The sequence below is a fragment of the Bradyrhizobium sp. LM2.9 genome (assembly GCF_054056555.1).
In genome coordinates this window covers 7,146,588-7,173,019 of record NZ_JBSRYJ010000002.1, presented here as the reverse complement: position 1 = coordinate 7,173,019, position 26,432 = coordinate 7,146,588, and the positions used below count along the sequence as shown (strand labels likewise).

Here is a 26,432-nt window from a genome sequence, read left to right as displayed (position 1 = left end):
TTGGTTTCACAAAGGAATCAACATGATGCAGCGTGCCCTGCGACCGTCGGCCCTGATCCCTCCTGGGTTTGACGTGGAGAGCGCCGTCTGTGATGGCGCCACGACCGTGATCACCGTCCGTCCCACGAGCGACAAGAGTCTCTGTCCCGGATGCGGAGCCAGTTCTGGGCGGATCCATAGCCGATATCAGCGACGCCTCACCGATCTGCCGCTGGCGGGGCGGTCGGTTCGCCTGGTCGTCGTGGCGCGCCGCTTCCGCTGCGTTACTGTTATGTGCGGCGACGTATTTTCACCGAGCGTTTCGATAACGGCGCTCTGGCGCCGTGGGCGCGGCGAACGGCCCGGCTCGATCTGGTCGTCCATCACCTTGGGCTTGCCCTGGGTGGCCGCCCGGCGGCGAGTTTTGCCCGCCGACTTATGCTGCCCGTGAGCAACGATACGTTACTTCGGGTGGTGCGAAGGCGCGGGTGTCCGCCTTTTGCTGCGCCGAGCGTGATCGGTATCGACGACTGGGCCTGGCGGCGCAATCAGCGGTACGGAACAATCATCTGCGACCTCGAGCGGCGACGACCAATCACTCTCTTACCGGACAGAGAGCCGGCCACTGCGCAAGCCTGGCTCGCGGGGCAACCACAGATCGCTGTGGTCGCGCGCGACCGCGGTGGCAGCTACGCCCTTGCTGCGACCAAGGCACTCCCGCAGGCCACCCAGGTCGCCGACCGTTGGCACCTCATGGAGAACGCCAGCCAGGCCTTCCTTGATGCGGTTCGCAAATCTATGCGCCAGGTCTGAGTCGCGGTCGGCTCCGCCACCATAAATCCCGACTTGCTGACCGCCGCCGAGCGCATCCAGTATGAGGGCTATCTTCGGCGTGAGGACACCAACGCAGTAATCCTCAAGCAGGCCGAGACGGGCGTCTCCATAAAGGAGATCGATCGGCTCACTGGACACAGTCGGGGTCTCGTCCGCAGGGTACTGAGAGGTCAGCGATCCGATGTGTTCAGGGTGCGCGAGAGCTCGCTCGAGCACCACCTGCCATGGCTCGACGCCCAGTGGGCTGGTGGTCATTGTAACGGCGCCGACCTGTGGCGTTGCCTCAAGGTGCAGGGATCTTAGGGGCTCGATGCGGGTCGTCACCGAATGGGCGGCACGCCGTCGGCGAGCCGAAACGCCCGATGCTCAGAGCCTACAACGCGTGCCGTCCGCGAGAACTATCGCCCGCCTGATGACCAACGGCCGCGATACGCTCTCAAAGTCAGAGACGGTCATCATTGCGGCGATCGAACAAGGCGTTCCTCTCCTGGTGGAAGCTCGAGAGGTCATCACCGCTTTCCATACGATGATCCGCAAGAAGGCTCACGTAGATCTTGACCCAAGCGAGCATGCGCAAGCCTCGTCGCGTCTTTTGCCAACGGTGTCATCAAGGACAAGGCTGCCGTCAACGCCGCGATCATGACGTCTTGGTCCAACGGACAGACCGAGGGCCAGATCACCAAGCTCGAGTTGGTCAAGCGTCAGATGTACGGACGTGCCAAGCTCGACTTGCTTCAGGCCCGCCTGATCGGCGTTATATGACCACGGCTGCACCAAAGTTGCGTCAGAGCCAAATTTGAACGCCGATTGACACGCAGGGCCAAGAGCGGTGCGCAGCATGCGCGCGCCACGAGAAAAGACTTCCGAATGGATTGATATGCCCGCCACGATCGTCCCCGTCGAACGCCGATCGCAGCAAGCGGTCAGCGAGGGGATGAGTAGAGAAGGCAGGAAAGGGTTAGTTCAACAAGTATTCAGTCATCGTAGTGATACGGCGTAGAGCAGAGAAAAAATACTTGCAGGATCGCATGAATGCTTGATCGGGTCACGCCCACAAACTGCAAGAAATTGCGTCATGGAGCGTGCGGATCGGGGTGAAAGCGTATGCTTCCGGTGAAGCTTTCAATTACCCACATTTAGTCGAATGGGCTGAGGGAGCGGACAAACCATTGCATCGCAGGAATCGACCGTGATTCCTTGTCTGGCACCGATTCGCATGGGGCGGTGCCAATGGACGAAGAAGCCGACGCATGGTTTGATCGCGAACTCGCTGGCTGCAACCTTGTTGACGAGCGCCTCAACAAGCGGCTCCGCAAACTGGTAGCGCAGATCGGCAGCTCCATGGGAGAAAGCATTCCGCTGGTGTGCCAGGACTGGGCCAACACCAAGGCTGCATATCGTTTTCTCTCCAACGACCGGGTCAGTGAGGCGGACATTCTGGCCGGCCACTTTCAATCGACGCGTGAGCGCACGATCGCCACCGGCGGTCCGGTTCTGGTGCTCCATGATACGACCGAATTCAGCTATCAAAGAGAGAACTCAAACGCGCGATCGGGATCACCAAGAACATAAACAGCGGCCGGGACAAGGCGGGACGCCTGAGATCGCGCACGGTTTGCGGCATCCTGATGCACTCGAGCCTGGCGGTGACGACCGAAGGGCTGCCGCTTGGACTGGCGGCCGTCAAATTTTGGACCGGAAGAAATTCAAGGGGATCGCCGCGCTTAAGAAGAAGATCAATCCGACGCGTGTTCCCATCGAGAAGAAGGAGAGCAATTCGGTGGCTGGACAATGTCTGTCAATCCACGGAGCTGCTGGGCGATCCGGGACGATGCGTCCATGTCGGTGATCGCGAGAGCGACATCTATGAGCTGTTCTGCGCGGCTCGAGAAGCTGTAACGCACTTCGTGATCAGGACTTGCGTTGATCGTTTGGCTGGGGAAGGAGATCACACGATCGCTGACGAAATGGACGAGGTCGCCGTCAAAGGACAGCATCGCATCGATGTTCGAAACAACAACGGTGATCCCGATGAAGCCGTCCTCGAGATCAGATATCGCAGGATTCGCGTCTTGCCACCGATCGGAAAGCAGAAGCGCTACCCGGCGCTGACCTTGACGGTGATCCATGCCGAAGAGCGCGTGACGCCGAAGAACAGAAAGAAAATCGAGTGGAAGCTGATCACAGATCTGCGTGTTGGTTCCCGCGCCGGGGCCATTGAGAAGCTGGATGGTATGCTTTGAGATGGAAGATCGAGGTGTTCCACAAGATCCTCAAATCAGGCTGCAAAGCTGAGGAGTCGAAGCTTAGGACCGCCCAGCGTCCGACCAATCTGATCTCGCTCTTTTGCATCCTGAGTTGGCGGGTCTTCTGGATGACGATGCTCAACCGTTCCGCTCCAGACGCGCCACCAACCCTCGCGTTGACGGCGACCGAAACCGGCGTGCTCGATCGCCTCGTCAACGACAAACCAAAAGCGAGAAAGACGCTTTCGCACTATCTCATCAAGATCGCCCGGCTCGGCGGGTATCTCGCCCGTGCCAGCGATCCGCCCCCTGGCAATACGGTCATGTGGCGCGGGCTGTCGCGCCTCACCGACGTAGCGTTAGCGCCTTGGTCGGAGGAGAATTTGTGGGTAATTGAAAGCCGGTGAAGGGCGCCTTGCCGAGTGAGGCATGTTGTTGAGAACGGTCCTTATGGACAGTGATAGGCGCAGTGCCCAAGTCGAACGGCTCGAACTGGTGGCCACAGGCCGGCGGCGGCGCTGGTCCGAGGACGAGAAGCTCAAGATCGTCCTGGAGAGCTTACAGGCGCCGCGCCAGGTCGCTGCGACTGCGCGGCGATATGGCGTTTCACGCTCATTGCTGCTGCGACGGCGACGGTCGTTTCGGCCTGAGCCGAAGGATGCCGCCCATAACCTGGCTTCGTACCGGCGATGGTGGTCGCGGAATCAGGTCCGGCGCCCTGTCCAGTCGCGCGGGCCAGCAGCGGCGGGACGATCGAGATCGAGTTTGCTGCCGGGGGCTCGGATGCGGATCACAGGTAGGGTCGACGCGGCCACGCTGAAGGCCGCGGTGGCGGCGCTGGCAGATGGACGCCTACGGTGATCCCTATTGCGTTAGGCGTGCGGGTGAGCGCGACCTACCGGTTGAGCATTTCGAACGGCTTTCCTGCCGGCTACCGAGATACGAAGCTCTCAGGGCCAAATGTCGGCTTCAAAAAAAACAAGGAAGTCGCGCCGTTCCACGAGCATCTCGCGGTCGATCCATTTGTCGTGAGGTACGCTGATGGGACCCACTCCTACAATTGCTATCACATCCCAACCAGCCTGAACGCAGGCCGTTTCCCGGCAGCGCGACTTGAAGCGTGGCCCTGGAAGAATATCCCGCTGAACCGGGTCCATGGATAAGTCTCGCGCCGCGAGCACCATCCAGCATTACGCCTTCCAACGCCTCAAGGCCGATTTTGACCTCGTCTTCAACGACGACGGTTCAGGTGAAGCGGCTGACCTCGTCGGCCTGAAAGAGGTTGACGAGAAGACCATCCGCCGTACGCATCCGACGGGGGCCGTCTTGCGTGACGGATGGTAATTCGCGAAGCGTGTGACCTTAAGTCGAGCTTTAAGGTCATCAGGCGATGCGGGTCGAGGTTTTGGGCGGGCTGGAGCGGCGGCGGCGCTGGTCGCAGGACGACAAGGCACGGATTGTCGAGGAGACGTTGGCGCCGGGCGCGAAGGTGACTGAGGTTGCGCGTCGCAACGGAGTAGCGGCCAGCCTGGTGTTTACCTGGCGTCGACAAGCACGAACATCGGAACAAGTTATACCATCTTTTACGCCGGTGCAGATCGCCGCCGTAGCGGCCTCGGCTGAGGAAGCTCCGAAGCTTTTGCCTACGGTTGATGGCCGAGTTCGCTCCGCGGCAGCCGCGCGTACTGGATTGATAGAGATCGATCTTGGCAACCGACGGTGCATCCGGGTGGATGCGCACGTCGATCCGGACGCGCTGGCGCGGGTCCTCGATGTGCTTGGACGCCGATGATTGCTATACCGGGGAATGTGCGAGTGTGGCTCGCGACAGGCTACACGGATATGCGCAGAGGCTTTCCGTCGCTGGCGCTCCAAGTGCAGGAGGTGCTGCACAAAGACCCGCTCAGCGGTCATCTGTTCGTCTTCCGCGGTCGCCGCAGCGATCTTGTGAAGGCGATCTGGCACGATGGCCAGGGAGCCTGCTTGTTCACAAAAAGACTCGAGAGAGGAAAGTTCATCTGGCCATCGGTTGCCGGTGAATCGGTAACGATCTCGCCGGCGCAGTTGAGCTATCTGCTGTCCGGGATCGATTGGCGCAACCCTCAAGAAACCCATCGGCCGACGCGGGTCGGATAGCCGCTTTTACGGTTTGAATCTGCTGCTTGATCTGATTCAATGGCTTCATGATACCGAAGCCGGACGATCTTCCATCGGACCTTGCGAGTGCCCTGGCGGCGCTGCAGGGCGAGCGTGAGGCGCGGCTGCGAGCCGAGGCGGTGGCTGCCAGTGCGCAGGCGGAGCTGTCGGACAACGAGGCACTGATCGCGCATCTCGAGCTGCGGATCGAGAAGCTCAAACGCGAACTGTACGGGCAGCGCTCCGAGCGCTCGGCACGGCTGCTCGAACAGCTGGAGTTGGAGCTCGAAGAACTCGTCACCACAGCGAGCGAGGATGAGCTTGCCGCGCAGGCCACAGCGGCGAAGACGCAGAACGTCCGCCCCTTCATGCGCAAGAGACCGATGCGCAAGCCATGGCCGGATGACATCGAACGCGAGCGCGTCGTCATTGAGGCTCCAACGACCTGTGCCTGCTGCGGTGGATCGCGGCTGGCGAAGATCGGTGAGGATGTGACCAAGACGCTGGAGGAGATCCCGCGCCGCTTCAAGCTGATCGAGACGGTACGCGAGAAGTTCACCTGCCGCGATTGCGAGAAGATCAGCCAGCCGCCCGCGCCGTTCCATGCCACACCGCGCGGGTTCATCGGCCCACAATTGCTGGCGACGATCCTGTTCGACAAGTTCGGCATGCATATCCCGCTCAACCGCCAGAGTGCGCGCTTCAAGGCCGAGGGGATCGACCTGCCGTTGTCGACGCTGGCCGACCAGGTCGGGCACGGGACCTTCGCCGTCATGCCCCTCTTCCACTTGATCGAACGCCATGTGCTCGCGGCCGAGCGCCTTCATGGCGATGACACCACCATCCGCATCCTGGCGAAGGGCAAGTGCACGACTGGGCGGATCTGGACTTATGTGCGGGATGACCAGCCGTTCGCCGGGCCTGCGCCGCCGGCGGCGGTTTACTACGCTTCGGGCGACCGTCGCGGCGCGCATCCACAGAAGCATCTGGCCACCTTCACCGGTATCCTGCAGGCGGACTGCTACAGCGGCTTCGAACCCCTGTTCGACCCGAAGAGGAAGGTGCTACCGATCACGCCGGCATTCTGCTTCGCCCATGCGCGGCGGGGCTTCTTCGAGTTGGCTGACATCGAGAAAACCGCCCGGGAAGGCCGCAAGGGCAAACCAGTCTCTCCGATCGCGCTGGAGGCGGTCAGACACCTTGACGCGTTGTTCGAGATCGAACGCGCCATCAACGGCCGCAGCACCGACGAGCGGCGAGCCGTGCGCCAGGAGAAAAGCAAGCCGCTGCTCGACGACATGCACGCCTGGCTGCTCCGAGAGCGAGAAACCCTCTCGCGCTCCTCCGAGGTCCTGAAGCCCATGAACTACATGCTCAGGCGCTGGGACGACTTCGGCCGCTTCCTCGACGATGGCAGGATCTGCCTGACCAACAATTGTGCTGAGCGCGCATTGAGAGGCATCGCCTTGGGAAGGCGCAACTGGACCTTCGCCGGCAGCCAGCATGGTGCCGACCGTGCCGCCATCATGCTGACAATGATCACGACCTGTCGTCTCAACGACGTCGATCCCAAGGCCTGGCTCGCCGACATCCTCGCCCGTATCGCCGATCTTCGCGCGTCGCGCCTGCACGAACTGCTGCCCTGGGAATGGAAGCTCCTGGGCCAAACCGACAAGTCCGCCGGTCAGCAGGCCGCCTGACCTTCACCTAACCGATCATAGAGCTCGCTGTGCCCGCGCGCATGCGTCAATCAGGCGGCCTTCGTCGTATGCGTACCATCCGCCTCTGCGTCATTCATTGCAAAAACGCCTACAAGGGCGTGATTTTCGCAGGACATCAGAATTTTTATGTGCGTTGCGGACAGGCGCAGAAAAGTGCGAGGGTTAAGCTCCACAGGGATGTTGCGGCTCTACAAGGATCTCAAGCGCCGCCACGAACTCTGGATGAAGGATGGCCACACGCGCTTTCTCAAAGGCGACATCAAGCAGTAGGGACAAATCACTCCTTGAGGAAAATCGGCTTTGATGTCTGCGATCATATTGCGGAGGCGAATCCAGGTCGGCTTCACATCGGCAGCCTTCGTGGTGTCACGCAGATAGACGAAAACGGTGGTCTCGCCGGCAACAGTGACGCTCTTGGTGCAATCGAGCGATTCCAGCTCATCGCGCTTCTTCTCGATCCGGTCGGTGACCTGGCGCGTCATCTCTTCAGGCGAAGCGCCCGGCCATTGCGCCTGAGGTCCCCACCAACCGATAGATTGTTCGGCAGAGCCGTGAGCTCCGAATCGGATAGGTCGAGATCGCCGCCGACCTTGAGGTTATCAGGTAATGCGGGATTGACACCGTGCCCGCGATTAAAGAACGGACGACGATTTAAGAGTCCCGATTAACGCCGTTGAGATCGCCCGACCCAGAACTTGGCGGTTCTCCGGGACATCCATCATAGTCACGTGGTCGCCCGGAATTGGCACGGCATGAATGGCCTCCGCACTTAAAATTCGGTCCCAACCCCGCAAAGGCGAAATTGCTTCTGGACCTAGTGAACTTTTTCGAGAACGCGTCCGGCTGCTAAGGGGCCGGTTCGCATAGAATTGGTGTATCTCAACTGGAAGGGACGGAACTTGATGCAGGTCCAGCGCCCATTGGAAGTGCATGGCCCTTTCATAAGTCAGAATGTCACTGTGGAGATTGCGATCCAGAGGGATCGCCCCGATTTTCTGCGCCTTTTCAAGGAACTGAGAAATTGAACTTCGTCCAGCGAAGCGTTCAAGTACTTCGAACCTCTCGTCGTCTAGTTCGAGAGATTCCAGGAGCACTTCTTGTATCATTTGGGTGGGCGATACGCTTGATGGATTTGAAGATAGTACAACGTCAATTAGACCGATGAATGAAACAGCTTCATCGTGATCCAGTAACTGCTGCGCAATTGCGTAAGCCAAGATTCCCCCTGATGAGTATCCAGCGAGCCGGTATGGACCTCGTGGCTGGATCTCTCTTATTGCGAGAATGAGTTGCGAGGCTATTTCTTCAAGAGTTCGAAATTGAACTTTACCAAAGGGCGGCCATGGCAAAGTGTAGACAGGACATCCTGCGTCCATCTCCTGCGTCAAACTAAGGGCATAGGAGCGATCGCCCAAACCTGTGGGAACAAACAACAGCGGCGGCTGCGATCCGGTTTCGCGAACACAAATCACTCCCGAACTGCTGGGCTGTGGTTTCAAATGAATCTTTGATGCAAGTTCCTTTATAACGGGGGCTTGGAAGAGGTCGGCGGCGCTGAACTTGAGCCCGAGATCGACTGCGCGACTGAGCAGTTGCACCACTAAGAGCGAGTGGCCGCCCAGTTCGAAGAAATGGTCGTTGCGTCCGACCCGCTCCAGCCCTAGAAGCTCGACCCAGATCCGCGCCAACGCCGTCTCGACTGCACCCTGCGGCGCCTCATAGGCCGCCCGCGCATAGGCATCGTCAGCCGGCGCCGGCAGTGCCTTGCGGTCGAGCTTGCCGTTCACCGTCAGCGGCAGCACCTCAAGCCGCACAAACGCAGCCGGCACCATGTACTCCGCTAGGTGCGCACTTAAGTGCGCGCGCAAGACGCCGGCAAGCCCGCCTCCATCGTTCTCGTCCGAGCCAGCCTCGGGCGCGCAGACCACATAGGCGATAAGATGCTTGTCGCCGGCGCGGTTCTGGCGCGCCACCACAACCGCATCGCGCACAAAGGCGTGCTCGCAAAGCCGCGCCGCGATCTCGCCCGGCTCGATGCGGAAGCCGCGGATCTTCACTTGGTCGTCATTGCGGCCCAGGAACTCCAGATTGCCGTCCGGCAGATAACGCCCGAGGTCGCCGGTCCGGTACAGCCGGTCGCCGTCCACAAAGGGACTGGCGATGAACCGCTCGGCTGTCAGCTCGGGGCGGTTCAGATAGCCCCGCGCCACTCCCGCCCCGCCAATGTAAAGCTCGCCCACCGCCCCGAACGGCACGGGCGCGCCATGACCGTCCAGCAGGTACACCCGCGTGTTCGCAATCGGACGGCCGATCGGGACCACTGCCCCATTAAAATTAGCCGGGCAATTCCAGACTGTCGCGCAGACTGTTGTTTCGGTCGGGCCATAAGCGTTGACAATTGATGCCGGGGCAAGACTTTGGATGAGTTCAGCCTTCGGCAGCTCTCCAGCAAGAATGAGAACTTGCGAAGTCAAACATTCCAGATTCTTGCTTGCCTGAAGCATCGCCGGGGGTAACGTCGCATGGGTGATGTCTTCGCTTCGGAGATAATCCGAGAGCTTGTTACTCGCTTGACGGATCTCGTTTGCAGGCAAGTGCAATGCGGCTCCAGAGCCAAACGCCATAAGAAGCTCCCAAGCGCTTGCATCAAACCCAACGGAGGCGAACTGCACCACTCGGCTGTTGGAAGAAGCGCCGAAAAGACCGACCTGAGCCAACATCAGATTGACCAACCCCCGATGCTGGACCATGACGCCCTTTGGGTTTCCGGCTGAGCCTGAGGTGTAGATCACATAGGCGAGATGGTGGGATGTGAGGCCAAGCGTGCGCGGGTCGGGGTCCGAAGCCGGCCGTTCGGCCCAAGCCGGCGTGGCCGTCTCCAGATCGACCGCTGTCACATCGGTCAGCACCTCGGGGCCGAGTGCGGCGCGGCCGGCCGCATCGCAAAGCAGCAGCTGCGGCGCGGCATCGCTCAGCACCTGGCGCAGCCGCTGAGACGGATAGGCCGGATCCAGCGGCAAATAGGCGCCGCCCGCCTTCAGGATCGCCAAGAGCCCCACCACCATGGCCGGGCTGCGCTCCAGGCAGATCGCCACCGGCTGATCCGGCCCGACTCCGAGTGCGATCAGATGATGCGCCAGCCGGTTGGCCCGCGCGTTGAGCTCGCCATAGCTTAGTCTCTCGTTCTCGTGGACCACCGCCACCGCCTCCGGCGCCTTTTGCACCTGCGCCTCGAACAGCTCATGGATGCACCGCTCCGACGGATAGGCCACCGCCGTCCGGTTCAACTCCTCCAGCAGGTAGCTGCGTTCGTCGGCCGGCAGGATGTCGAGCTCGCGCACCGGCGTGTTGGGGGCATGCTCCAGCGCCTCCGCCATTTGCTCGAGCGCCCGCTGCATATAGCCGCGGACCCGATCCGCAGAGACAGGCTCCGCCACCTGCGCCGTCAGGCCGAGCGCTTCGCCATAATCCTCGACCGACAGGGTCACGGGATAGTTGGTGCGCTCCTCGCCGCCGAGCCATTCCGCGCCCGACGGGACATCATCCGTTCCGGAGCCGGGCGTGGCTGCCGTCCTGTTATGGCGGTAGTTCAACAGCGCGCTGAACAGCGGCGCCGGCGCCGCAACGCCGCTGCAGCGTTGCGCCAGCGCCAGCGAGGCATGCTCGTGCGCCAGCAGCTCGGAAAGCTGCGCGTGGGTGCTGCGCACGCTCGCCGCAACCCCGGTCTCGTCTAAGGCAAGCCGCACAGGCAGAGTGTTGACGAACAGGCCCATTGTGCGGTCGGCGCCCGCACCCGCATGCATCCGGCCGAACAGCACCGTGCCGAACACCACCTGCTCTCGGCCGCTGCTGCGCGCCACCACCTGCCCCCAGGCCAGATGGCACAGGCTGGCCAGGCTCACCCCGAGCCGCCGCGCCTGTTCGCGCAGCCGCTCGTTGAGCGCCTGCGGCAGCATCCGATGCGCCTCGCCGACGCCGCTGCCGTCGCCGTAGACCTCGCTTAGCCCGAACGGCATGGTCGGCTCGTCGATGTCGGCCAGCAGCCCTCGGAAGAACTCTTCATGCGCCTTGGCATCAACAGCAAGACGCGCCTGCGCCACCAGATTACGGAACGGCAGCGGCGCGGCCAGTTCATAGGCCCGCCCTGCCAGCATGGCCCGCACCTCGGCATGCATCACTTCCAGCGTCGTGTGATCCCCGATCAAATGATGCTGCAGCTGCAGCAGCAGCCAGCGCCCGCTGCCGGGATCGAGCGCGGTCACAAACCGCAACAAGGGTGCCCGGCCAAGATCGATGCGCTGCCGGCGCGGATCAAACCGGCGCCGGAGCTCATCGGCGCCGGAGCCATCACAGCCATCCAGCTCGACCTCGCTCACCTCCAGCGACGCACGACGCCACACCACCTGGGCCGGGCTCGACAGTCCCTCCCAGACAAAGGCCGTGCGCAGGATGTCGTGCCGGTCCACCACTTGCTGAACCGCACCAAGATAGCGTTCCAACAGGCTACGGTCGGCAAACGCCATCTGCGACACCAGCAGATAGGGATCGCCCCGGCTGGCCAGCAGATGATGGAACAGGATGCCGTCCTGCAGCGGCGACAGCGCATAAATGTCCTGGATGTTGCGGACGCCACCAGGCACCGTGGCGACGATCCGGTCGATCTCCGGCTGGGCCAGCTCGATCAGCGGCAGCATCTGCGGCGTGATCGCCGTACTCTGCTCGGTGATCAGGCTCGCAGGCACCGCCACCTCATGAGAACGGCCAAGGCTTGCGGCAAGATCGGCCAGCACCGGCGTGGCGAACAGCGTGCGCACCTCCACCCCGAGCGACAGCCGCCGCAGCCGGCTCAAGAGCTGCACCGCCAGGAGCGAGTGGCCACCGAGCTCGAAGAAGTTGTCGTGGCGTCCGACCCGCTCGACCCCGAGAAGCTCCGCCCAGATCTCTGCCAGCGCCGTCTCGATCGCGCCGCGCGGCGCCTCATAGGCCGCCCGCGCATAGGCATCGTCAGCCGGCGCCGGCAGTGCCTTGCGGTCGAGCTTGCCGTTCACCGTCAGCGGCAGCCCCGATAGCCGCACGAACGCCGACGGCACCATGTAGTCCGGCAGCCGCGCACTTAGGTGCGCGCGCAAGGTGTTGGCAAGGTCAGGGCCATCCACCTCATCCGATTGAGCTTCGGGCGCACACACCACATAGCCGACGAGGTGCTTGTCGCCACGGCCATCCTGTTGCGCCACTACAACCGCATCGCGCACAAAGGCGTGCTCGCAAAGCCGCGCCGCGATCTCGCCCGGCTCGATGCGGAAGCCGCGGATCTTCACTTGGTCGTCATTGCGGCCCAGGAACTCCAGATTGCCGTCCGGCAGATAACGCCCGAGGTCGCCGGTCCGGTACAGCCGGTCGCCGTCCACAAAGGGACTGGCTATGAACCGCTCGGCTGTCAGCTCGGGGCGGTTCAGATAGCCCCGCGCCACTCCCGCCCCGCCAATGTAAAGCTCGCCCACCGCCCCGAACGGCACGGGCGCGCCATGACCGTCCAGCAGGTACACCCGCGTGTTCGCAATCGGACGGCCGATCGGGACCACTGCCCCATTAAAATTAGCCGGGCAATTCCAGGCTGTTACGTCGATAGCAGCTTCCGTGGGACCATATAGATTGTGCAGACCAGTCCAAGGTAATACGCGCCGAACCTTCTGCGCAAGGGAGGCGGAAAGCGCCTCACCACTACACACGAGACGCTGCAGGGATGTGCAGCGATCAACGCCCTTCGTGTCCATGAAGCTGACCAGCATGGATGGTACAAAGTGTGCAGCGGTGATGCGTTGGCCGATTATCAAGTTTACAAGCGCATCTGGGTCTTTGTGCGCACCAGGAACCGCCAGCACCAGGGTCGCCCCTTCAAGCAATGTCCAAAAGAATTCCCAGGCCGAGACATCGAAGCCAAACGGGGTCTTCTGCAAGACGACATCAGCCGCATTGAGTGCATAGGCCTTTTGCATCCAGATCAGGCGATTGATAATAGCCCGATGCTCATTCTGTACCCCTTTGGGAGTTCCGGTTGAGCCTGAGGTGTAGATCACATAGGCGAGATGGCGGGATGTGAGGCCAAGCGTGCGCGGGTCGGGGTCCGAAGCCGGCCGTTCGGCCCAGGCCGGCGTGGCCGTCTCTAGATCGAACCGCCGTCACATCGTTCAGCACCTCGGGGCCGAGTGTTGCGCGTCCGGCGGCATCGCAGAGCAGCAGCCGCGGCGCGGCATCGTCGGCAACCTGCCGCAGCCGCTCGCTGGGATAGATCAGGTCCAGCGGCAGATAGGCACCGCCCGCCTTGAGGATCGCCAAAAGCCCGACCACCATCGCCAGGCTGCGCTCCAGGCAGATCGCCACCGGCTCGTCCGGCCTGACTCCGAGTGCGATCAGATGATGCGCCAGCCGGTTGGCCCGCGCGTTGAGCTCGCCATAGCTTAGTCTCTCGTTCTCGTGGACCACCGCCACCGCCTCCGGCGCCTTTTGCACCTGCGCCTCGAATAGCTCATGGATGCACCGCTCCGACGGATAGGCCGCGGCCGTCCGGTTCAGATCCTCCAGCAGATAGTTGCGCTCTTCAGCCGGCAGGATGTCGATGCGGCCCATCGGCTGGCCTGCATCGGCAGCCATCGCTCGCAGCAGCGCCAGCAGATAACCACGCTGCCGCTCGATCGTCGCCTGATCAAAAAGCGCCGTGGCAAAACTCAGTGTTCCAGCGATCTCCTCGCCATGCTCGCTAAGGCTCAGCTCCAGATCGAACTTGACCTGATCGAGCCCCTTCCCGGCAGCCTCCACACTCAGTCCTGGCAGGTCCAATGACCCAAGCGCATTGTTGTCCCAGGCCAACATCACCTGCAACAACGGCGTGTGGTCAAGAGCCCGGGGCGGCTGCACGATCTCCACCACCTGCTCGAACGGCAGGTCCTGATGCTCCTGCGCAGCCAGCGCCGTGCGCCGCGTCCGCTCCAGAAGCTCCGACACGCTCGGCTCGCCCGATAGGTCCAGCCGAAGCGCCAAGGTGTTGACGAAGAAGCCGATCAACTCTTCGATCTCGCGCCGGCAGCGATTGGCGCTCGGCACGCCGATCACAAGGTCGTCCTGCCCCGACAGACGCGACAGCACCGTCGCCCAGCCCGCCAGCACCGTCATGAACAACGTCGTGCTATGCCGCCGGCTCAGCCGCTTCAAGTCCCGCGTCAGATCCGCATCGATGACAACAGGAACACTGGCCCCGGCAAACGATTGCTGGGCCGGCCGCGCACGGTCCGTCGGCAAGACAAGACGAGCCGTGCCTGACAGGGCGTTGCGCCAATATTTCGCTTGCTTCTGCAGCCGTTCCCCCGACAGCCATTGGCGTTGCCAGGCGGCATAATCCGGATACTGGATCGCCAGCGGCGGCAAAGGATCGTCCTGTCCAGCCTCGAACGCCCGGTAAAGCTGACTGAGTTCACGCACCAGCACGCCCATCGACCAGCCGTCCGAGACGATGTGATGTTGGGTCAGCAGGAAGACGTGTTCCTCATCCGACATCCGCACCAGACGCCCGCGGATCAGCGGCCCGCGCGCAAGATCAAACGGCGTGCGCTCCTCTTCGTGGCACAGATCCAAAAGTGCCGCTTCCGCATCCGGCCTCTGCCGTAGATCGTGCTCAAGCACCGGCAGTCCCGCATCCGGCGGCAGGATCTCAACCCGGGGCTTGGCCTGCGGCGCGACAAAGACACTGCGCAGCGCCTCATGACGCGCAAACAGATGGTCAAGGCTGCGCTGCCAGGCGCTGCGGTCGAGCACCCCGCGCAGCCGCAAGGCTAGCGGAATGTGATAGTGCGTGCTGCCTTCGTCCAGCTGCGCCAAAAACCACAGCCGCTGCTGCGCAAACGACAGCACAAGCGGCTCATGACGCGATACGGCCGCAATCGCCGGCAGGTCTTGGGGACCGGAGCGGCTCAACTCCTCGACGATGCTTGCCGCCAGATCGGCCAGCACCGGCCTGGCGAACAGCGTCGACAGCGGCAGCGCGACGCCAACAGCCTGCGACAGCCGGCTCAAGAGCTGCACCGCCAGGAGCGAGTGGCCGCCCAGTTCGAAGAAATGGTCGTTGCGTCCGACCCGCTCCAGCCCTAGAAGCTCGACCCAGATCCGCGCCAACGCCGTCTCGACTGCACCCTGCGGCGCCTCATAGGCCGCTCGCGCATAGGCATCGTCAGCCGGCGCCGGCAGTGCCTTGCGGTCGAGCTTGCCGTTCACCGTCAGCGGCAGCACCTCAAGCCGCACAAACGCAGCCGGCACCATGTACTCCGGTAGGTGCGCACTTAAGTGCGCGCGCAAGACGCCGGCAAGCCCGCCTCCATCGTTCTCGTCCGAGCCAGCCTCGGGCGCGCAGACCACATAGGCGATAAGATGCTTGTCGCCGGCGCGGTTCTGGCGCGCCACCACAACCGCATCGCGCACAAAGGCGTGCTCGCAAAGCCGCGCCGCGATCTCGCCCGGCTCGATGCGGAAGCCGCGGATCTTCACTTGGTCGTCATTGCGGCCCAGGAACTCCAGATTGCCGTCCGGCAGATAACGCCCGAGGTCGCCGGTCCGGTACAGCCGGTCGCCGTCCACAAAGGGACTGGCGATGAACCGCTCGGCTGTCAGCTCGGGGCGGTTCAGATAGCCCCGCGCCACTCCCGCCCCGCCAATGTAAAGCTCGCCCACCGCCCCGAACGGCACGGGCGCGCCATGACCGTCCAGCAGGTACACCCGCGTGTTCGCAATCGGACGGCCGATCGGGAGACAGCGGAGTGTTTCGTTACTCAAGTTGATCTCGAAGACTGTCGCGAAGGTCGTCGTCTCGGTCGGGCCGTAGCAGTGAATGAGACGTACGGGGCCTTCTTCTTTCAGCAATCTCAGAAATGAGCGAAGATCATTGCGCTCTCCTCCACAGAGGAGGTACTTAAGTTGGGCTAATGTCGGAGCAATCGATGATGTACATTGGTTGAATAATGCTGTTGTTAGAAAAAGTGACGTCACCCGGTGCTGTTTAAGCGCCCGGGCAAAACTGGGAGCATCTGTGACAGCTTGCATTGCAACAATGCAACCACCGTTAAGCAGCGGCGCCCACACTTCGAATGTGCTTGCGTCGAAGGCGGGATTGCCAGCCCACGCCACACGATCCCCGACCTCAATCTTCGCATATCCATTATTGATCACGAGCCGGTTGACAGCACGATGAGGAACAAGAACTCCTTTGGGAAGGCCGGTTGAGCCGGAGGTGTACATTACGTAAGCGGCAGCCTCAGCGCTCAACGCGAGGCCAGGATCGGAACTACATCCCGTTCCAACTATGAGCGGCTCAATAGCCAGAACAGGTATCGTCGCGTCAACCAGATCATCACCGTCAATCTGGCTAAGCACCAGGCGGGCAGCACAATCAGCCATCAGCCATTCTTGTCGCGCAGATGGAAGGCCGCGATCGATCGGTACATACACTCCGCCCGCCTTCAGGATCGCCAGCTGCGCCACCACAAGAGCGACGGAGCGGTCAAGCACTGTCGCAATGCTATCCCCCGGCCCGACTCCGAGTGCGATCAGATGATGCGCCAGCCGGTTGGCCCGCGCGTTGAGCTCGCCATAGCTTAGTCTCTCGTTCTCGTGGACCACCGCCACCGCCTCCGGCGCCTTTTGCACCTGCGCCTCGAACAGCTCATGGATGCACCGCTCCGACGGATAGGCCACCGCCGTCCGGTTCAACTCCTCCAGCAGGTAGCTGCGTTCGTCGGCCGGCAGGATGTCGAGCTCGCGCACCGGCGTGTTGGGGGCATGCTCCAGCGCCTCCGCCATTTGCTCGAGCGCCCGCTGCATATAGCCGCAGACCCGATCCGCAGAGACAGGCTCCGCCACCTGCGCCGTCAGGCCGAGCGCTTCGCCATAATCCTCGACCGACAGGGTCACGGGATAGTTGGTGCGCTCCTCGCCGCCGAGCCATTCCGCGCCCGACGGGACATCATCCGTTCCGGAGCCGGGCGTGGCTGCCGTCCTGTTATGGCGGTAGTTCAACAGCGCGCTGAACAGCGGCGCCGGCGCCGCAACGCCGCTGCAGCGTTGCGCCAGCGCCAGCGAGGCATGCTCGTGCGCCAGCAGCTCGGAAAGCTGCGCGTGGGTGCTGCGCACGCTCGCCGCAACCCCGGTCTCGTCTAAGGCAAGCCGCACAGGCAGAGTGTTGACGAACAGGCCCATTGTGCGGTCGGCGCCCGCACCCGCATGCATCCGGCCGAACAGCACCGTGCCGAACACCACCTGCTCTCGGCCGCTGCTGCGCGCCACCACCTGCCCCCAGGCCAGATGGCACAGGCTGGCCAGGCTCACCCCGAGCCGCCGCGCCTGTTCGCGCAGCCGCTCGTTGAGCGCCTGCGGCAGCATCCGATGCGCCTCGCCGACGCCGCTGCCGTCGCCGTAGACCTCGCTTAGCCCGAACGGCATGGTCGGCTCGTCGATGTCGGCCAGCAGCCCTCGGAAGAACTCTTCATGCGCCTTGGCATCAACAGCAAGACGCGCCTGCGCCACCAGATTACGGAACGGCAGCGGCGCGGCCAGTTCATAGGCCCGCCCTGCCAGCATGGCCCGCACCTCGGCATGCATCACTTCCAGCGTCGTGTGATCCCCGATCAAATGATGCTGCAGCTGCAGCAGCAGCCAGCGCCCGCTGCCGGGATCGAGCGCGGTCACAAACCGCAACAAGGGTGCCCGGCCAAGATCGATGCGCTGCCGGCGCGGATCAAACCGGCGCCGGAGCTCATCGGCGCCGGAGCCATCACAGCCATCCAGCTCGACCTCGCTCACCTCCAGCGACGCACGACGCCACACCACCTGGGCCGGGCTCGACAGTCCCTCCCAGACAAAGGCCGTGCGCAGGATGTCGTGCCGGTCCACCACTTGCTGAACCGCACCAAGATAGCGTTCCAACAGGCTACGGTCGGCAAACGCCATCTGCGACACCAGCAGATAGGGATCGCCCCGGCTGGCCAGCAGATGATGGAACAGGATGCCGTCCTGCAGCGGCGACAGCGCATAAATGTCCTGGATGTTGCGGACGCCACCAGGCACCGTGGCGACGATCCGGTCGATCTCCGGCTGGGCCAGCTCGATCAGCGGCAGCATCTGCGGCGTGATCGCCGTACTCTGCTCGGTGATCAGGCTCGCAGGCACCGCCACCTCATGAGAACGGCCAAGGCTTGCGGCAAGATCGGCCAGCACCGGCGTGGCGAACAGCGTGCGCACCTCCACCCCGAGCGACAGCCGCCGCAGCCGGCTCAAGAGCTGCACCGCCAGGAGCGAGTGGCCACCGAGCTCGAAGAAGTTGTCGTGGCGTCCGACCCGCTCGACCCCGAGAAGCTCCGCCCAGATCTCTGCCAGCGCCGTCTCGATCGCGCCGCGCGGCGCCTCATAGGCCGCCCGCGCATAGGCATCGTCAGCCGGCGCCGGCAGTGCCTTGCGGTCGAGCTTGCCGTTCACCGTCAGCGGCAGCCCCGATAGCCGCACGAACGCCGACGGCACCATGTAGTCCGGCAGCCGCGCACTTAGGTGCGCGCGCAAGGTGTTGGCAAGGTCAGGGCCATCCACCTCATCCGATTGAGCTTCGGGCGCACACACCACATAGCCGACGAGGTGCTTGTCGCCACGGCCATCCTGTTGCGCCACCACAACCGCATCGCGCACAAAGGCGTGCTCGCAAAGCCGTGCCGCGATCTCGCCCGGCTCGATGCGGAAGCCGCGGATCTTCACCTGGTCGTCATTGCGGCCCAGGAACTCCAGATTGCCGTCCGGCAGATAACGCCCGAGGTCGCCGGTCCGGTACAGCCGGTCGCCGTCCACAAAGGGGCTGGCGATGAACCGCTCGGCTGTCAGCTCGGGGCGGTTCAGATAGCCCCGCGCCACTCCCGCCCCGCCAATGTAAAGCTCGCCCACCGCCCCGAACGGCACGGGCGCGCCATGACCGTCCAGCAGGTACACCCGCGTGTTCGCAATCGGACGCCCAACGGGAGGCAACTGGGGCCAACATGATGGGTCAGCTGCAAGGTGGTGCTCGGCAATGACGCTGATTTCTGTGGACCCGTATTGATTGATCAATCTCGCCTTTGGATGTGCTTCGAAGAAGGCCCTAAGCAGTGGAGTGGCCTGCAGTTGCTCACCCGCTGTATAAATCTCACTTAAAGAGGGCAGCTTCACTTGCTGCGCGCCCCAGACCTCCGCAAAATGGTTCAATGCTACGAATGGGAGGAAAAGTCGCTCGATCGCCTCCTTTTCCATGAATTCGAGCAACTCGGAGAACTGCCTGCGGGTCTCTTCCCGCACAAGTACGAGCAGTCCACCGTCCTTCCAACAAATGAACATTTCCTGACAGGACACATCGAAGTTCAGGGTAGCGAATTGAAGTGTGCATCGTTTTGACGTGCCAACCGCCGCGAGCGAATTCACAAGCGAGCCGTGGGACATTTCTACGCCCTTTGGCGTTCCGGTGGAGCCTGAGGTGTAGATCACATAGGCGAGATGACGGGATGTGAGGCCAAGCGTGCGCGGGTCGGGGTCCGAAGCCGGCCGCTCGCCCCAGACCGGAGTGGCAGTATCCAGATTGACTACGCTGACATCGGCCACAGCCTCGGCGCCCAATGCGGTTCGACCGGCCGCATCGCAAAGCAGCAGTCGCGGCGCGGCATCGTCGACAATCTTCCGCAGCCGCGCCGGCGGATAAGCCGGATCGAGCGGCAAATAGCCCCCCCCCGCCTTCAGGATCGCCAAAACGCCAACCACCATTGCCAAGCCGCGTTCCAGGCAGATCGCCACCAGCTGGTCGGGCTTGACCCCGAGCCCGATCAGATGATGCGCTAGCCGGTTGGCCCGCGCGTTGAGTTCGCCATAGCTCAGTCTCTCGTTCTCATAGACCGCAGCCAACGCCTCCGGCGCCTTTTGCACCTGCGCCTCGAACAGCTTATGGATGAACCGCTCCGACGGATAAGGCGTCGCCGTCCGATTCAGCTCCTCCAGTAGATACGTGCGTTCGTCTGCCGGGAGAATGTCGATGCGGCCGACCGGCTGCCCCGCATCGGCCATCACACCATTTAACAAAGTCTGCAAATGCTGCGTCATGCGGCCGATCTGCCTTGGCGCAGATCGAGTGGCATCAAAATGCCAGCGGAAGCTCCCATCCAGAGCGCAAACCTCAAAGGTCAGCAAATCGCCGCATAGGGCCGGGTCAGCTTTGTGACTCGTCATCAGATCGCCAGCCACCGAACAGCTCTCTGTCGTGATTGTGATGCCAATCGGCCAGGGTCGGCGCGAGCGTAGCGCTTTCATACGTCGCAAGGCCGGGCAACGCGTGATAAGATCCCGGGCAAAGCTACCGTGCGCCCTCAGCTGAGCGAGTTCGGCCGCTACGGTTTTGCGCACCTCTTCAAAATCATTAGCAAGCTCAATGGTCACTTCCATCGGCACGACAGGGGAGATCAACGCCTCTATCGCTTTGGAGGCAGCTTGCGATCCATCCGATGCTGGCGTCCATCCCAGCTGAAGCTCTGTTTCTCCCGTGATGCGGGCGAAATAGATCAGCCAAGCCGTTGCCACGTATTCCGAGCGATCGAGTGGGGACAGTTTAGCCAAAGCACTTGGACTGAACCCACGAACTCGACTGCCATCCGGGCGGCGCCGCAGCCACGGACGATGACAGGAAAGGAGAATGCAATGTTCTAAACTGCTCGAGCCGCTGTCGCCAAAAATCTTCCAGAGGCGCCAGCAATTCATGGGTGGCAGTTATGCTCCGCGCCTGTTCATTGCTCAAGATCGGAAGGCGACTACCTTCATCCAGCTTCAAGTGCCTGGCGAGGGCTCGCGCGTCCAGCATCTGCCCATCGAGTTCGCCAAAGCAAACATCGACGTCCTCGGTGCCCGTCGCCACACGCCAATGGCTCGAGTGGACTTCAAGCAGGGAACCTGCCGGACTGCCCGAGCTTTGAGCCAACACCTCCAAGTTTCTGACTTTGACAGCCTGATCGCTTAGGAGAGCCTTGGGCAGACACATTGGATTAAGATGATACGGCCCAAAGCCTAGGGCCCGTGTCATCGCCGATATCTCTTGCGCGGATTGATCCCATCGCAGACAGCCTGCGGAATCTGGGCGTCGATGTCTCAAAAAGTAGCTTCTGTCCACCAGTGCCTGCGGATAGGCCAAAAGCTTCCTGTTCTCGAGGCCAGTTAAGAGCTCGCGGAAGCCTTCGATTGCGGCTTCATGGCATTTAAGATTCAGGGTCAGTGCCGTATCGGTGGGCGAAATCAACACCTGGCGCTGGATCACGACGTCACCGGTATCAACACCGTCATCGATCCAATGCCACGTGACGGCATATTCGGTCTCTTGGGCCAGCAGCGCCCAGGACGTCACGTGCGTTCCCGCATATCGTGGCAATGGACCGTCGTGGTAATTAAAAGCACCTCGACGAACCCACTCCAATACATCCGCTGGCAGTATGAACGGATTTGCAACTGAGAAAATCAAATCTACCGGCGCGGCCTTCAAAAAAGAAGAGAGCTCTTCAACACTTGCTATAGACGGGATGTTCGAGCGAAAAGCCCAATCGCGGAATACGCCATCAGCACACAATGCTGCACCAATGACGTGGCCCCATCTCAATTGCCAGCTGCACGCATCTGATAGCGAGCGTACCACTGCCGACAAAGACGGTAGAGGGGATCGATCGCGCTTCAGGTAGCCTGTCCTGATCGCCTGGTTGGCAGACGCTCCCGCGCGCCGGAGATACCTGATATGTCATCTTCACCGCTCCTGCAGTCCATGCATCAAGCTGGGCTTCCCGCCATGGCGTCGCGCCACGAAGCGACTCAAATCAGCCACACTGGTTCGAATTTGCTCGGGATAACCGCGCCCGAAGTCGCTTGCGCAATGGGGTATTGGCGGCGCCGAAACTCTTGCGCGCCGCCAAGATCTTCCCAATGTCGCGGGCAGGCCGCACGCCTCCAGATATCGTCTCCGGCAGAATCGCAGCTGCCATCTTTGCCTGGTCTGAGTTTCCGGTGAGCGAGATCATCAGACGACTTCTCCTCAATGCGCGTTTATGGAGGAGCCTACGCATGTATCGTGCCAAAGGAGGAATCGTTCTTTGTCAGTATGCTAGCCCTAACACTGCTATGTCACTTATCCGACCTCGCGGGACATCGTACAAATTGAGCGCGCTAGCAATCGGCCCAAGGCTTCTGGAATTTTGCCTGATGTGTCCGGGCAAAGAAAAGCGGAGCCTAGAACGTCAAAGTGATTTTTCCGGCCGGCCGCACCGCCTTTTCAGGTGTGACTCTCTTAAAATTCCGATGGTGCGTGATTGAGGTCAGTGGCTCTCGCAGTGGACGCCAAGAGGACGTCCTCGTTATCGGGGGTCACATCCAGCGGCTGCGAAGTAGTTGGCGCGTTGGCGCATTCCTGTGGCTCGGAGAGTTTGACGATTTGCCAACTCCACAGGGCATTGAACCAATCCGGGTTTGCCGGAGGCTCCAAATCCTGAGGATGGAGCCATGACAAGCAAGAAGGCGAACAAGCTTTCACCCGAGGTCCCGGCCCGTATGGTTCGGATGGTTGTGGAGGAGAATGCGGTTCGCTGCATCTATTTAATTTAACTGCGTTTTTCGGCTCGCGTCGAGCAATGGGGGACGCGGAGTGGGGCTGGTACTTCGTGAGCGTGCGTGACGATTCCGATCGAGCACGGCCGATACTGTAGCGCACGTGTGACACGGTTGCGATCACGGAGTGTTCGTGCATACGATCGCGACCTGACTCATGTTTTGAATAAAGGTGGGAAAGAAAATTCTCAAAACGAGAACCCGCGTACCTGCCTCGCTCAAGCTTCGGATCGAGTTGAATCTCGAAACCGCTCTCGAAGCGGAATCTGCGATCGAGTGTCAATCGGCGTTCAAATTTGGCTCTGACTCACTTTTGATGAAGTTCAAGCGCCGGCTCGCGTTGGTTTCACAAAGGAATCAACATGATGCAGCGTGCCCTGCGACCGTCGGCCCTGATCCCTCCTGGTTTTGACGTGGAGAGCGCCGTCTGTGATGGCCCACGACCGTGATCACCGTCCGTCCCACGAGCGACAAGAGTCTCTGTCCCGGATGCGGAGCCAGTTCTGGGCGGATTCATAGCCGATATCAGCGATGCCTCACCGATCTGCCGCTGGCGGGCGGCCGGTTCGCCTGGTGGTCGTGGCGCGCCGCTTCCGCTGCGTCACTGTTATGTGCGGGCGACGTATTTTCACCGAGCGCTTCGATGACGGGGCTCTGGCGCCGTGGGCGCGGCGAACGGCGCGGCTCGATCTGCTGGTCCATCACCTTGGGCTTGCCCTGGGTGGCCGCCCGGCCGCGAGTTTTGCCCGTCGACTTATGCTGCCCGTGAGCAACGATACGTTACTTCGGGTGGTTCGAAGGCGCGGGTGTCCGCCTTTGCTGCGCCGAGCGTGATTGGTATCGACGACTGGGCCTGGCGGCGCAATCAGCGGTACGGAACAATCATCTGCGACCTCGAGCGGCGACGACCGATCGCCCTGTTACCCGACAGAGAGCCAGCTACTGCACAGGCCTGGCTCTCGGGGCAGCCGCAAATTGCTGTCGTCGCGCGCGATCGCGGCGGTGGTTACGCCCTTGCTGTAGCCAAGGCGCTTCCGCAGGCCACCCCGGTCGCTGACCGCTGGCATTTGATGGAGAATGCCAGCCACGCATTTCTCGATGCGGTCCGCAAATCAATGCGCCAGGTTCGTGTGGCGGTCGGCTCCGCCACAATAAATCCTGCCTTGTTGACAGCCGCGGAGCGGACCCAGTACGAGGGTTATCTACGGCGTGAGGATACCAACGCGGCAATCCTCAGACAGGCGGAGACGGGCGTCTCCATAAAGGAGATCGTACGACTTACGGGACATAGCCGAGGCCTCGTCCGCAAGGTCCTCCGAGGTCAGCGAACGGATGTGTTCAGAGTGCGTGAGAGTTCTCTCGAACATCATCTGTCTTGGCTTGATGCCCAGTGGACTAGTGGTCATCACAACAGTGCCGACTTGTGGCGTCGCCTCAGGAGGCTGGGTTTTAGGGGCTCCGAGCGGGTTGTTAGAGAGTGGACGACACGCCGTCGGCGCGCCGAAACGCCCGATGTTCAAAGTATACAGCGCGTGCCGTCTGCCAGAACCATCGCCCGCCTGATGACCAATGGCCGCGATGCACTATCAAAGTCTGAGACCGTTACCATCGCGGCGATCGAGCAAGGCGTTCCTCTCCTGGTGGAAGCTCGCGAAATCATCGCCGCTTTCCACACGATGATCCGCAAGAAGGCTCACGTAGATCTTGACCCTTGGCTGGAACGAGCATGCGCAAGTCTCGTCGGGTCCTTCGCCAACGGTGTCACCAGAGACAAGGCCGCCATCAACGCTGCGATTAAAACGTCTTGGTCCAACGGGCAGACCGAGGGTCAGATTACCAAGCTCAAGCTCGTCAAGCGTCAGATGTACGGGCGCGCCAAGCTCGATCTTCTGCGGGCCCGCTTGATCGGTGCTACATGATCCCGATGCACCAAAATTGCGTCAGAGCGAATATTGCAGACGATGACGTAATTGCGGTCGGCGCCCGCGGCTCGAAAGGTCCGCTATCTTCAAGCCTTCCCGCAATGTCGGGGACTATGAAGCAATATGTTGGGCTCGACGTCTCGCAAAAAGAAACATCAGTATGTGTGGTCAACGAAGTGGGGCAGGTCTTGTCCGAGGGAAAGGCCAAGTCCGACCCGGGGGCGCTCGCGGCACTGCTTCGCAAGCGGGCGCCACAGGCAGAGCGCATCGGATTTGAGACCGGCGCGATGGCGAGTTGGCTATGGCATGAACTCCGTAGGGTTGCTCTTCCGGTGGTCTGCATCGACGCGCGTCATGCCCACGCGGCTTTGTCCGTACGCATGAACAAGAGCGATCAGAATGATGCTCGAGGTTTGGCCGAACTGGTGCGGGTCGGCTGGTATCGAGAAGTCAAAGTCAAGAGCGAGGAAAGTCAGAGGATCCGCGCGATGCTCGTCGCGAGATCTCGGCTCGTGGCCATTCGTCGGGATATCGAGAACCAAGTCCGCAGTCTAATCAAAGAATACGGCTTGCTCTTCCCACGCGCGATCGGACGGCAGTTTCGTAATCAGGTCTGCGAGCTATTGGGCGAGGACCATCAGCTCCGCGGTGTGGTCGCGCCGCTTCTGTCGATCCATGAGCAGATCTGCAAGCAGCAAAGCAAGTTCGACGACGAAGTCCGCCAATTGGCGAAGTCGGATGAGACGACGCGCCGCCTAATGACGGTTCCTGGTGTCGGCGTGGTGACCGCCTTGACCTTCCGCCATACGATCGACGACCCATCGCGCTTCCGATCGGCATCAAGCGTCGGCGCCTATCTGGGTCTTACGCCTCGACGCAACCAGTCCGGCGAAACTGACATTAATGGCAAGATATCACGATGGGGCGACCGTCTTCTCCGAACTTACCTGTACGAGGCGGCGACCGTCCTGCTTTATCGCACGAAGAAATGGTCCTCTCTCAAGGCTTGGGGCATGAAGCTCGCCAAGAGGATTGGCATGCGAAAGGCAAAGGTCGCCATCGCGCGCAAAATCGCCATCGTTCTTCACTGTATCTGGGTCGATGGCACATCCTTCGATTGGGGCCAGGCGAAGGAAGCCTGATCCGATTTTGTAGAGTTCCTGGTCCGGTCTGCCGGACTGGCGATGTCCCGCTGGGACGGCGTTGTGGCGACCTCGTTCATTCGGCTGGTGGCGGCTTGACTGTACTCCGCTGCAGACGTTGAGGCGCCCGACCCGGACATCATCATGAGGCGCTGCGCGACCTCGGAAAGGACCATGACCCCAGCGAAGACATCAACAAGCCCGGGAGATCCAATGCCCTGGCCGGCAGGGCACGTATCAGCCGCGCCCGCGCCGTCTCCGCAACCCGGACCAGCTCCGACGGCGCGAGCACTACCACCGTGCCGTGGGCGAGTTCAGAAATGTAAGCTTGACAACAAACTGCAATTGAAGGGCCGAATGACAATAGTCATCCGAAAGTCAGGATCACAACAGTTGTAACCGGCAGGCCCTCGCCGATGTCTTCGATCTGCGACAGACGTACGCCCTGGCGCGACCCGCTCGATGGCAGCGGCTGGACAGCTTGCGAACACCTCAACCTGGAGGCTAGCCAGTTTATCGAGGATCTCTTCGCTCATGCCGGCGTGACAGTTTCTTGCTTGAAGGTGTCAACTGTGGCCCGGGTCAGCCGAAAAACGCCACGACCAGGGACAGTGGGCGATAGGCAGAGCCGGCTCGGTCCCTGAGAACATCAAACCATTGGTCGGGCGTGAGCCTCGCCGGGCGCTCGCTGATCTGGATCACCCTGCCATTCGGGGCGAAGCGGACGTGAATGGTAATCTGCGGATTCATATCGTTCCCTTTTTTTGCCAGCTT

Annotated in this window: 13 protein-coding genes and 5 pseudogenes; 12 read left to right on the top strand and 6 right to left on the bottom strand. The window is 61.7% G+C overall.

All coding sequences use genetic code 11. The features are described 5' to 3' along the window. Positions 1-25 precede the first annotated feature (25 nt). From ACVWW3_RS36475 to tnpC, 10 genes and pseudogenes are all read left to right on the top strand, one after another. Positions 26-1,575 (top strand): annotated as a pseudogene (locus ACVWW3_RS36475) (ISL3 family transposase). A gap of 468 nt (positions 1,576-2,043) precedes the next feature. Further along, complete coding sequence (locus tag ACVWW3_RS36470; RefSeq protein ID WP_456651487.1) at positions 2,044-2,385, top strand: IS4/Tn5 family transposase DNA-binding protein; 342 nt, start codon at positions 2,044-2,046, stop codon at positions 2,383-2,385. A 74-nt stretch (positions 2,386-2,459) separates the two neighbouring features. After that, entirely contained in the window at positions 2,460-3,056 is a 597-nt protein-coding gene (locus ACVWW3_RS36465; RefSeq protein WP_456672326.1) for a hypothetical protein, read from the top strand. A gap of 14 nt (positions 3,057-3,070) precedes the next feature. Beyond that, the gene (locus ACVWW3_RS36460) at positions 3,071-3,466 is read left to right on the top strand and encodes a hypothetical protein (protein WP_456651489.1); all 396 of its coding nucleotides are present in this window, start codon (positions 3,071-3,073) and stop codon (positions 3,464-3,466) included. 22 nt (positions 3,467-3,488) lie between these two features. Continuing rightward, the gene (locus ACVWW3_RS36455; protein ID WP_456672325.1) at positions 3,489-3,920 is read left to right on the top strand and encodes a transposase; all 432 of its coding nucleotides are present in this window, start codon (positions 3,489-3,491) and stop codon (positions 3,918-3,920) included. Between the two features lie 23 nt (positions 3,921-3,943). Next, positions 3,944-4,222 (top strand): hypothetical protein, encoded by a 279-nt coding sequence (locus ACVWW3_RS36450; RefSeq protein WP_456651491.1) that lies wholly within the window; start codon positions 3,944-3,946, stop codon positions 4,220-4,222. Continuing rightward, positions 4,215-4,403 carry a hypothetical protein gene (locus ACVWW3_RS36445; protein WP_456651492.1) on the top strand — a complete coding sequence of 63 codons (189 nt, stop codon included), beginning with the start codon at positions 4,215-4,217 and terminating at the stop codon, positions 4,401-4,403. Before ACVWW3_RS36450 ends, ACVWW3_RS36445 begins: the two co-directional genes overlap by 8 nt. Before the next feature lie 46 nt (positions 4,404-4,449). After that, positions 4,450-4,851 carry an IS66-like element accessory protein TnpA gene (gene tnpA / locus ACVWW3_RS36440; RefSeq protein WP_247442931.1) on the top strand — a complete coding sequence of 134 codons (402 nt, stop codon included), beginning with the start codon at positions 4,450-4,452 and terminating at the stop codon, positions 4,849-4,851. Positions 4,852-4,874: 23 nt separating this feature from the next. Continuing rightward, positions 4,875-5,195 carry an IS66 family insertion sequence element accessory protein TnpB gene (gene tnpB / locus ACVWW3_RS36435; protein ID WP_430642467.1) on the top strand — a complete coding sequence of 107 codons (321 nt, stop codon included), beginning with the start codon at positions 4,875-4,877 and terminating at the stop codon, positions 5,193-5,195. Positions 5,196-5,242: 47 nt separating this feature from the next. Next, complete coding sequence (gene tnpC / locus ACVWW3_RS36430; RefSeq protein ID WP_456647434.1) at positions 5,243-6,895, top strand: IS66 family transposase; 1,653 nt, start codon at positions 5,243-5,245, stop codon at positions 6,893-6,895. 290 nt (positions 6,896-7,185) lie between these two features. Here the strand turns inward: tnpC and ACVWW3_RS36425 are convergent. The 6 genes and pseudogenes from ACVWW3_RS36425 to ACVWW3_RS36400 all read right to left on the bottom strand — a co-directional run. Next, positions 7,186-7,431 (bottom strand): annotated as a pseudogene (locus tag ACVWW3_RS36425) (hypothetical protein); the annotation flags it as partial. Between the two features lie 117 nt (positions 7,432-7,548). Beyond that, a pseudogene (locus ACVWW3_RS36420) lies at positions 7,549-8,547 on the bottom strand (thioesterase domain-containing protein); the annotation flags it as partial. A gap of 186 nt (positions 8,548-8,733) precedes the next feature. Then, positions 8,734-12,996, bottom strand: a pseudogene (locus tag ACVWW3_RS36415) (amino acid adenylation domain-containing protein); the annotation flags it as partial. Then, complete coding sequence (locus ACVWW3_RS36410; RefSeq protein WP_456672324.1) at positions 12,944-20,536, bottom strand: amino acid adenylation domain-containing protein; 7,593 nt, start codon at positions 20,534-20,536, stop codon at positions 12,944-12,946. The pseudogene ACVWW3_RS36415 and the gene ACVWW3_RS36410, both read right to left, overlap by 53 nt. 28 nt (positions 20,537-20,564) lie before the next feature. Then, complete coding sequence (locus ACVWW3_RS36405; protein WP_456672323.1) at positions 20,565-21,599, bottom strand: formyltransferase family protein; 1,035 nt, start codon at positions 21,597-21,599, stop codon at positions 20,565-20,567. A gap of 211 nt (positions 21,600-21,810) precedes the next feature. Beyond that, a complete protein-coding gene (locus ACVWW3_RS36400) occupies positions 21,811-22,011 on the bottom strand; it encodes a hypothetical protein (protein WP_456651494.1) in 201 nt (66 codons plus the stop codon). A gap of 948 nt (positions 22,012-22,959) precedes the next feature. On the opposite strand from ACVWW3_RS36400, the pseudogene ACVWW3_RS36395 reads away from it, so the two are divergent. Together ACVWW3_RS36395 and ACVWW3_RS36390 are read left to right on the top strand one after the other, a co-directional pair. Beyond that, positions 22,960-24,513 (top strand): annotated as a pseudogene (locus ACVWW3_RS36395) (ISL3 family transposase). A gap of 116 nt (positions 24,514-24,629) precedes the next feature. Continuing rightward, positions 24,630-25,658 (top strand): IS110 family RNA-guided transposase, encoded by a 1,029-nt coding sequence (locus ACVWW3_RS36390; RefSeq protein ID WP_456652110.1) that lies wholly within the window; start codon positions 24,630-24,632, stop codon positions 25,656-25,658. Positions 25,659-26,432 lie beyond the last annotated feature (774 nt).

What these genes read in the sequence shown, in the direction of transcription:
- ACVWW3_RS36470 (WP_456651487.1), top strand. Translation starts at nt 2,044, where the DNA reads ATGGACGAAGAAGCCGACGCATGGTTTGATCGCGAACTCGCTGGCTGC.
- ACVWW3_RS36455 (WP_456672325.1), top strand. Translation starts at nt 3,489, where the DNA reads ATGTTGTTGAGAACGGTCCTTATGGACAGTGATAGGCGCAGTGCCCAA.
- ACVWW3_RS36445 (WP_456651492.1), top strand. Translation starts at nt 4,215, where the DNA reads ATGGATAAGTCTCGCGCCGCGAGCACCATCCAGCATTACGCCTTCCAA.
- tnpA (WP_247442931.1), top strand. Translation starts at nt 4,450, where the DNA reads ATGCGGGTCGAGGTTTTGGGCGGGCTGGAGCGGCGGCGGCGCTGGTCG.
- tnpC (WP_456647434.1), top strand. Translation starts at nt 5,243, where the DNA reads ATGATACCGAAGCCGGACGATCTTCCATCGGACCTTGCGAGTGCCCTG.
- ACVWW3_RS36400 (WP_456651494.1), bottom strand. Translation starts at nt 22,011, where the DNA reads ATGATCTCGCTCACCGGAAACTCAGACCAGGCAAAGATGGCAGCTGCG.
- ACVWW3_RS36390 (WP_456652110.1), top strand. Translation starts at nt 24,630, where the DNA reads ATGAAGCAATATGTTGGGCTCGACGTCTCGCAAAAAGAAACATCAGTA.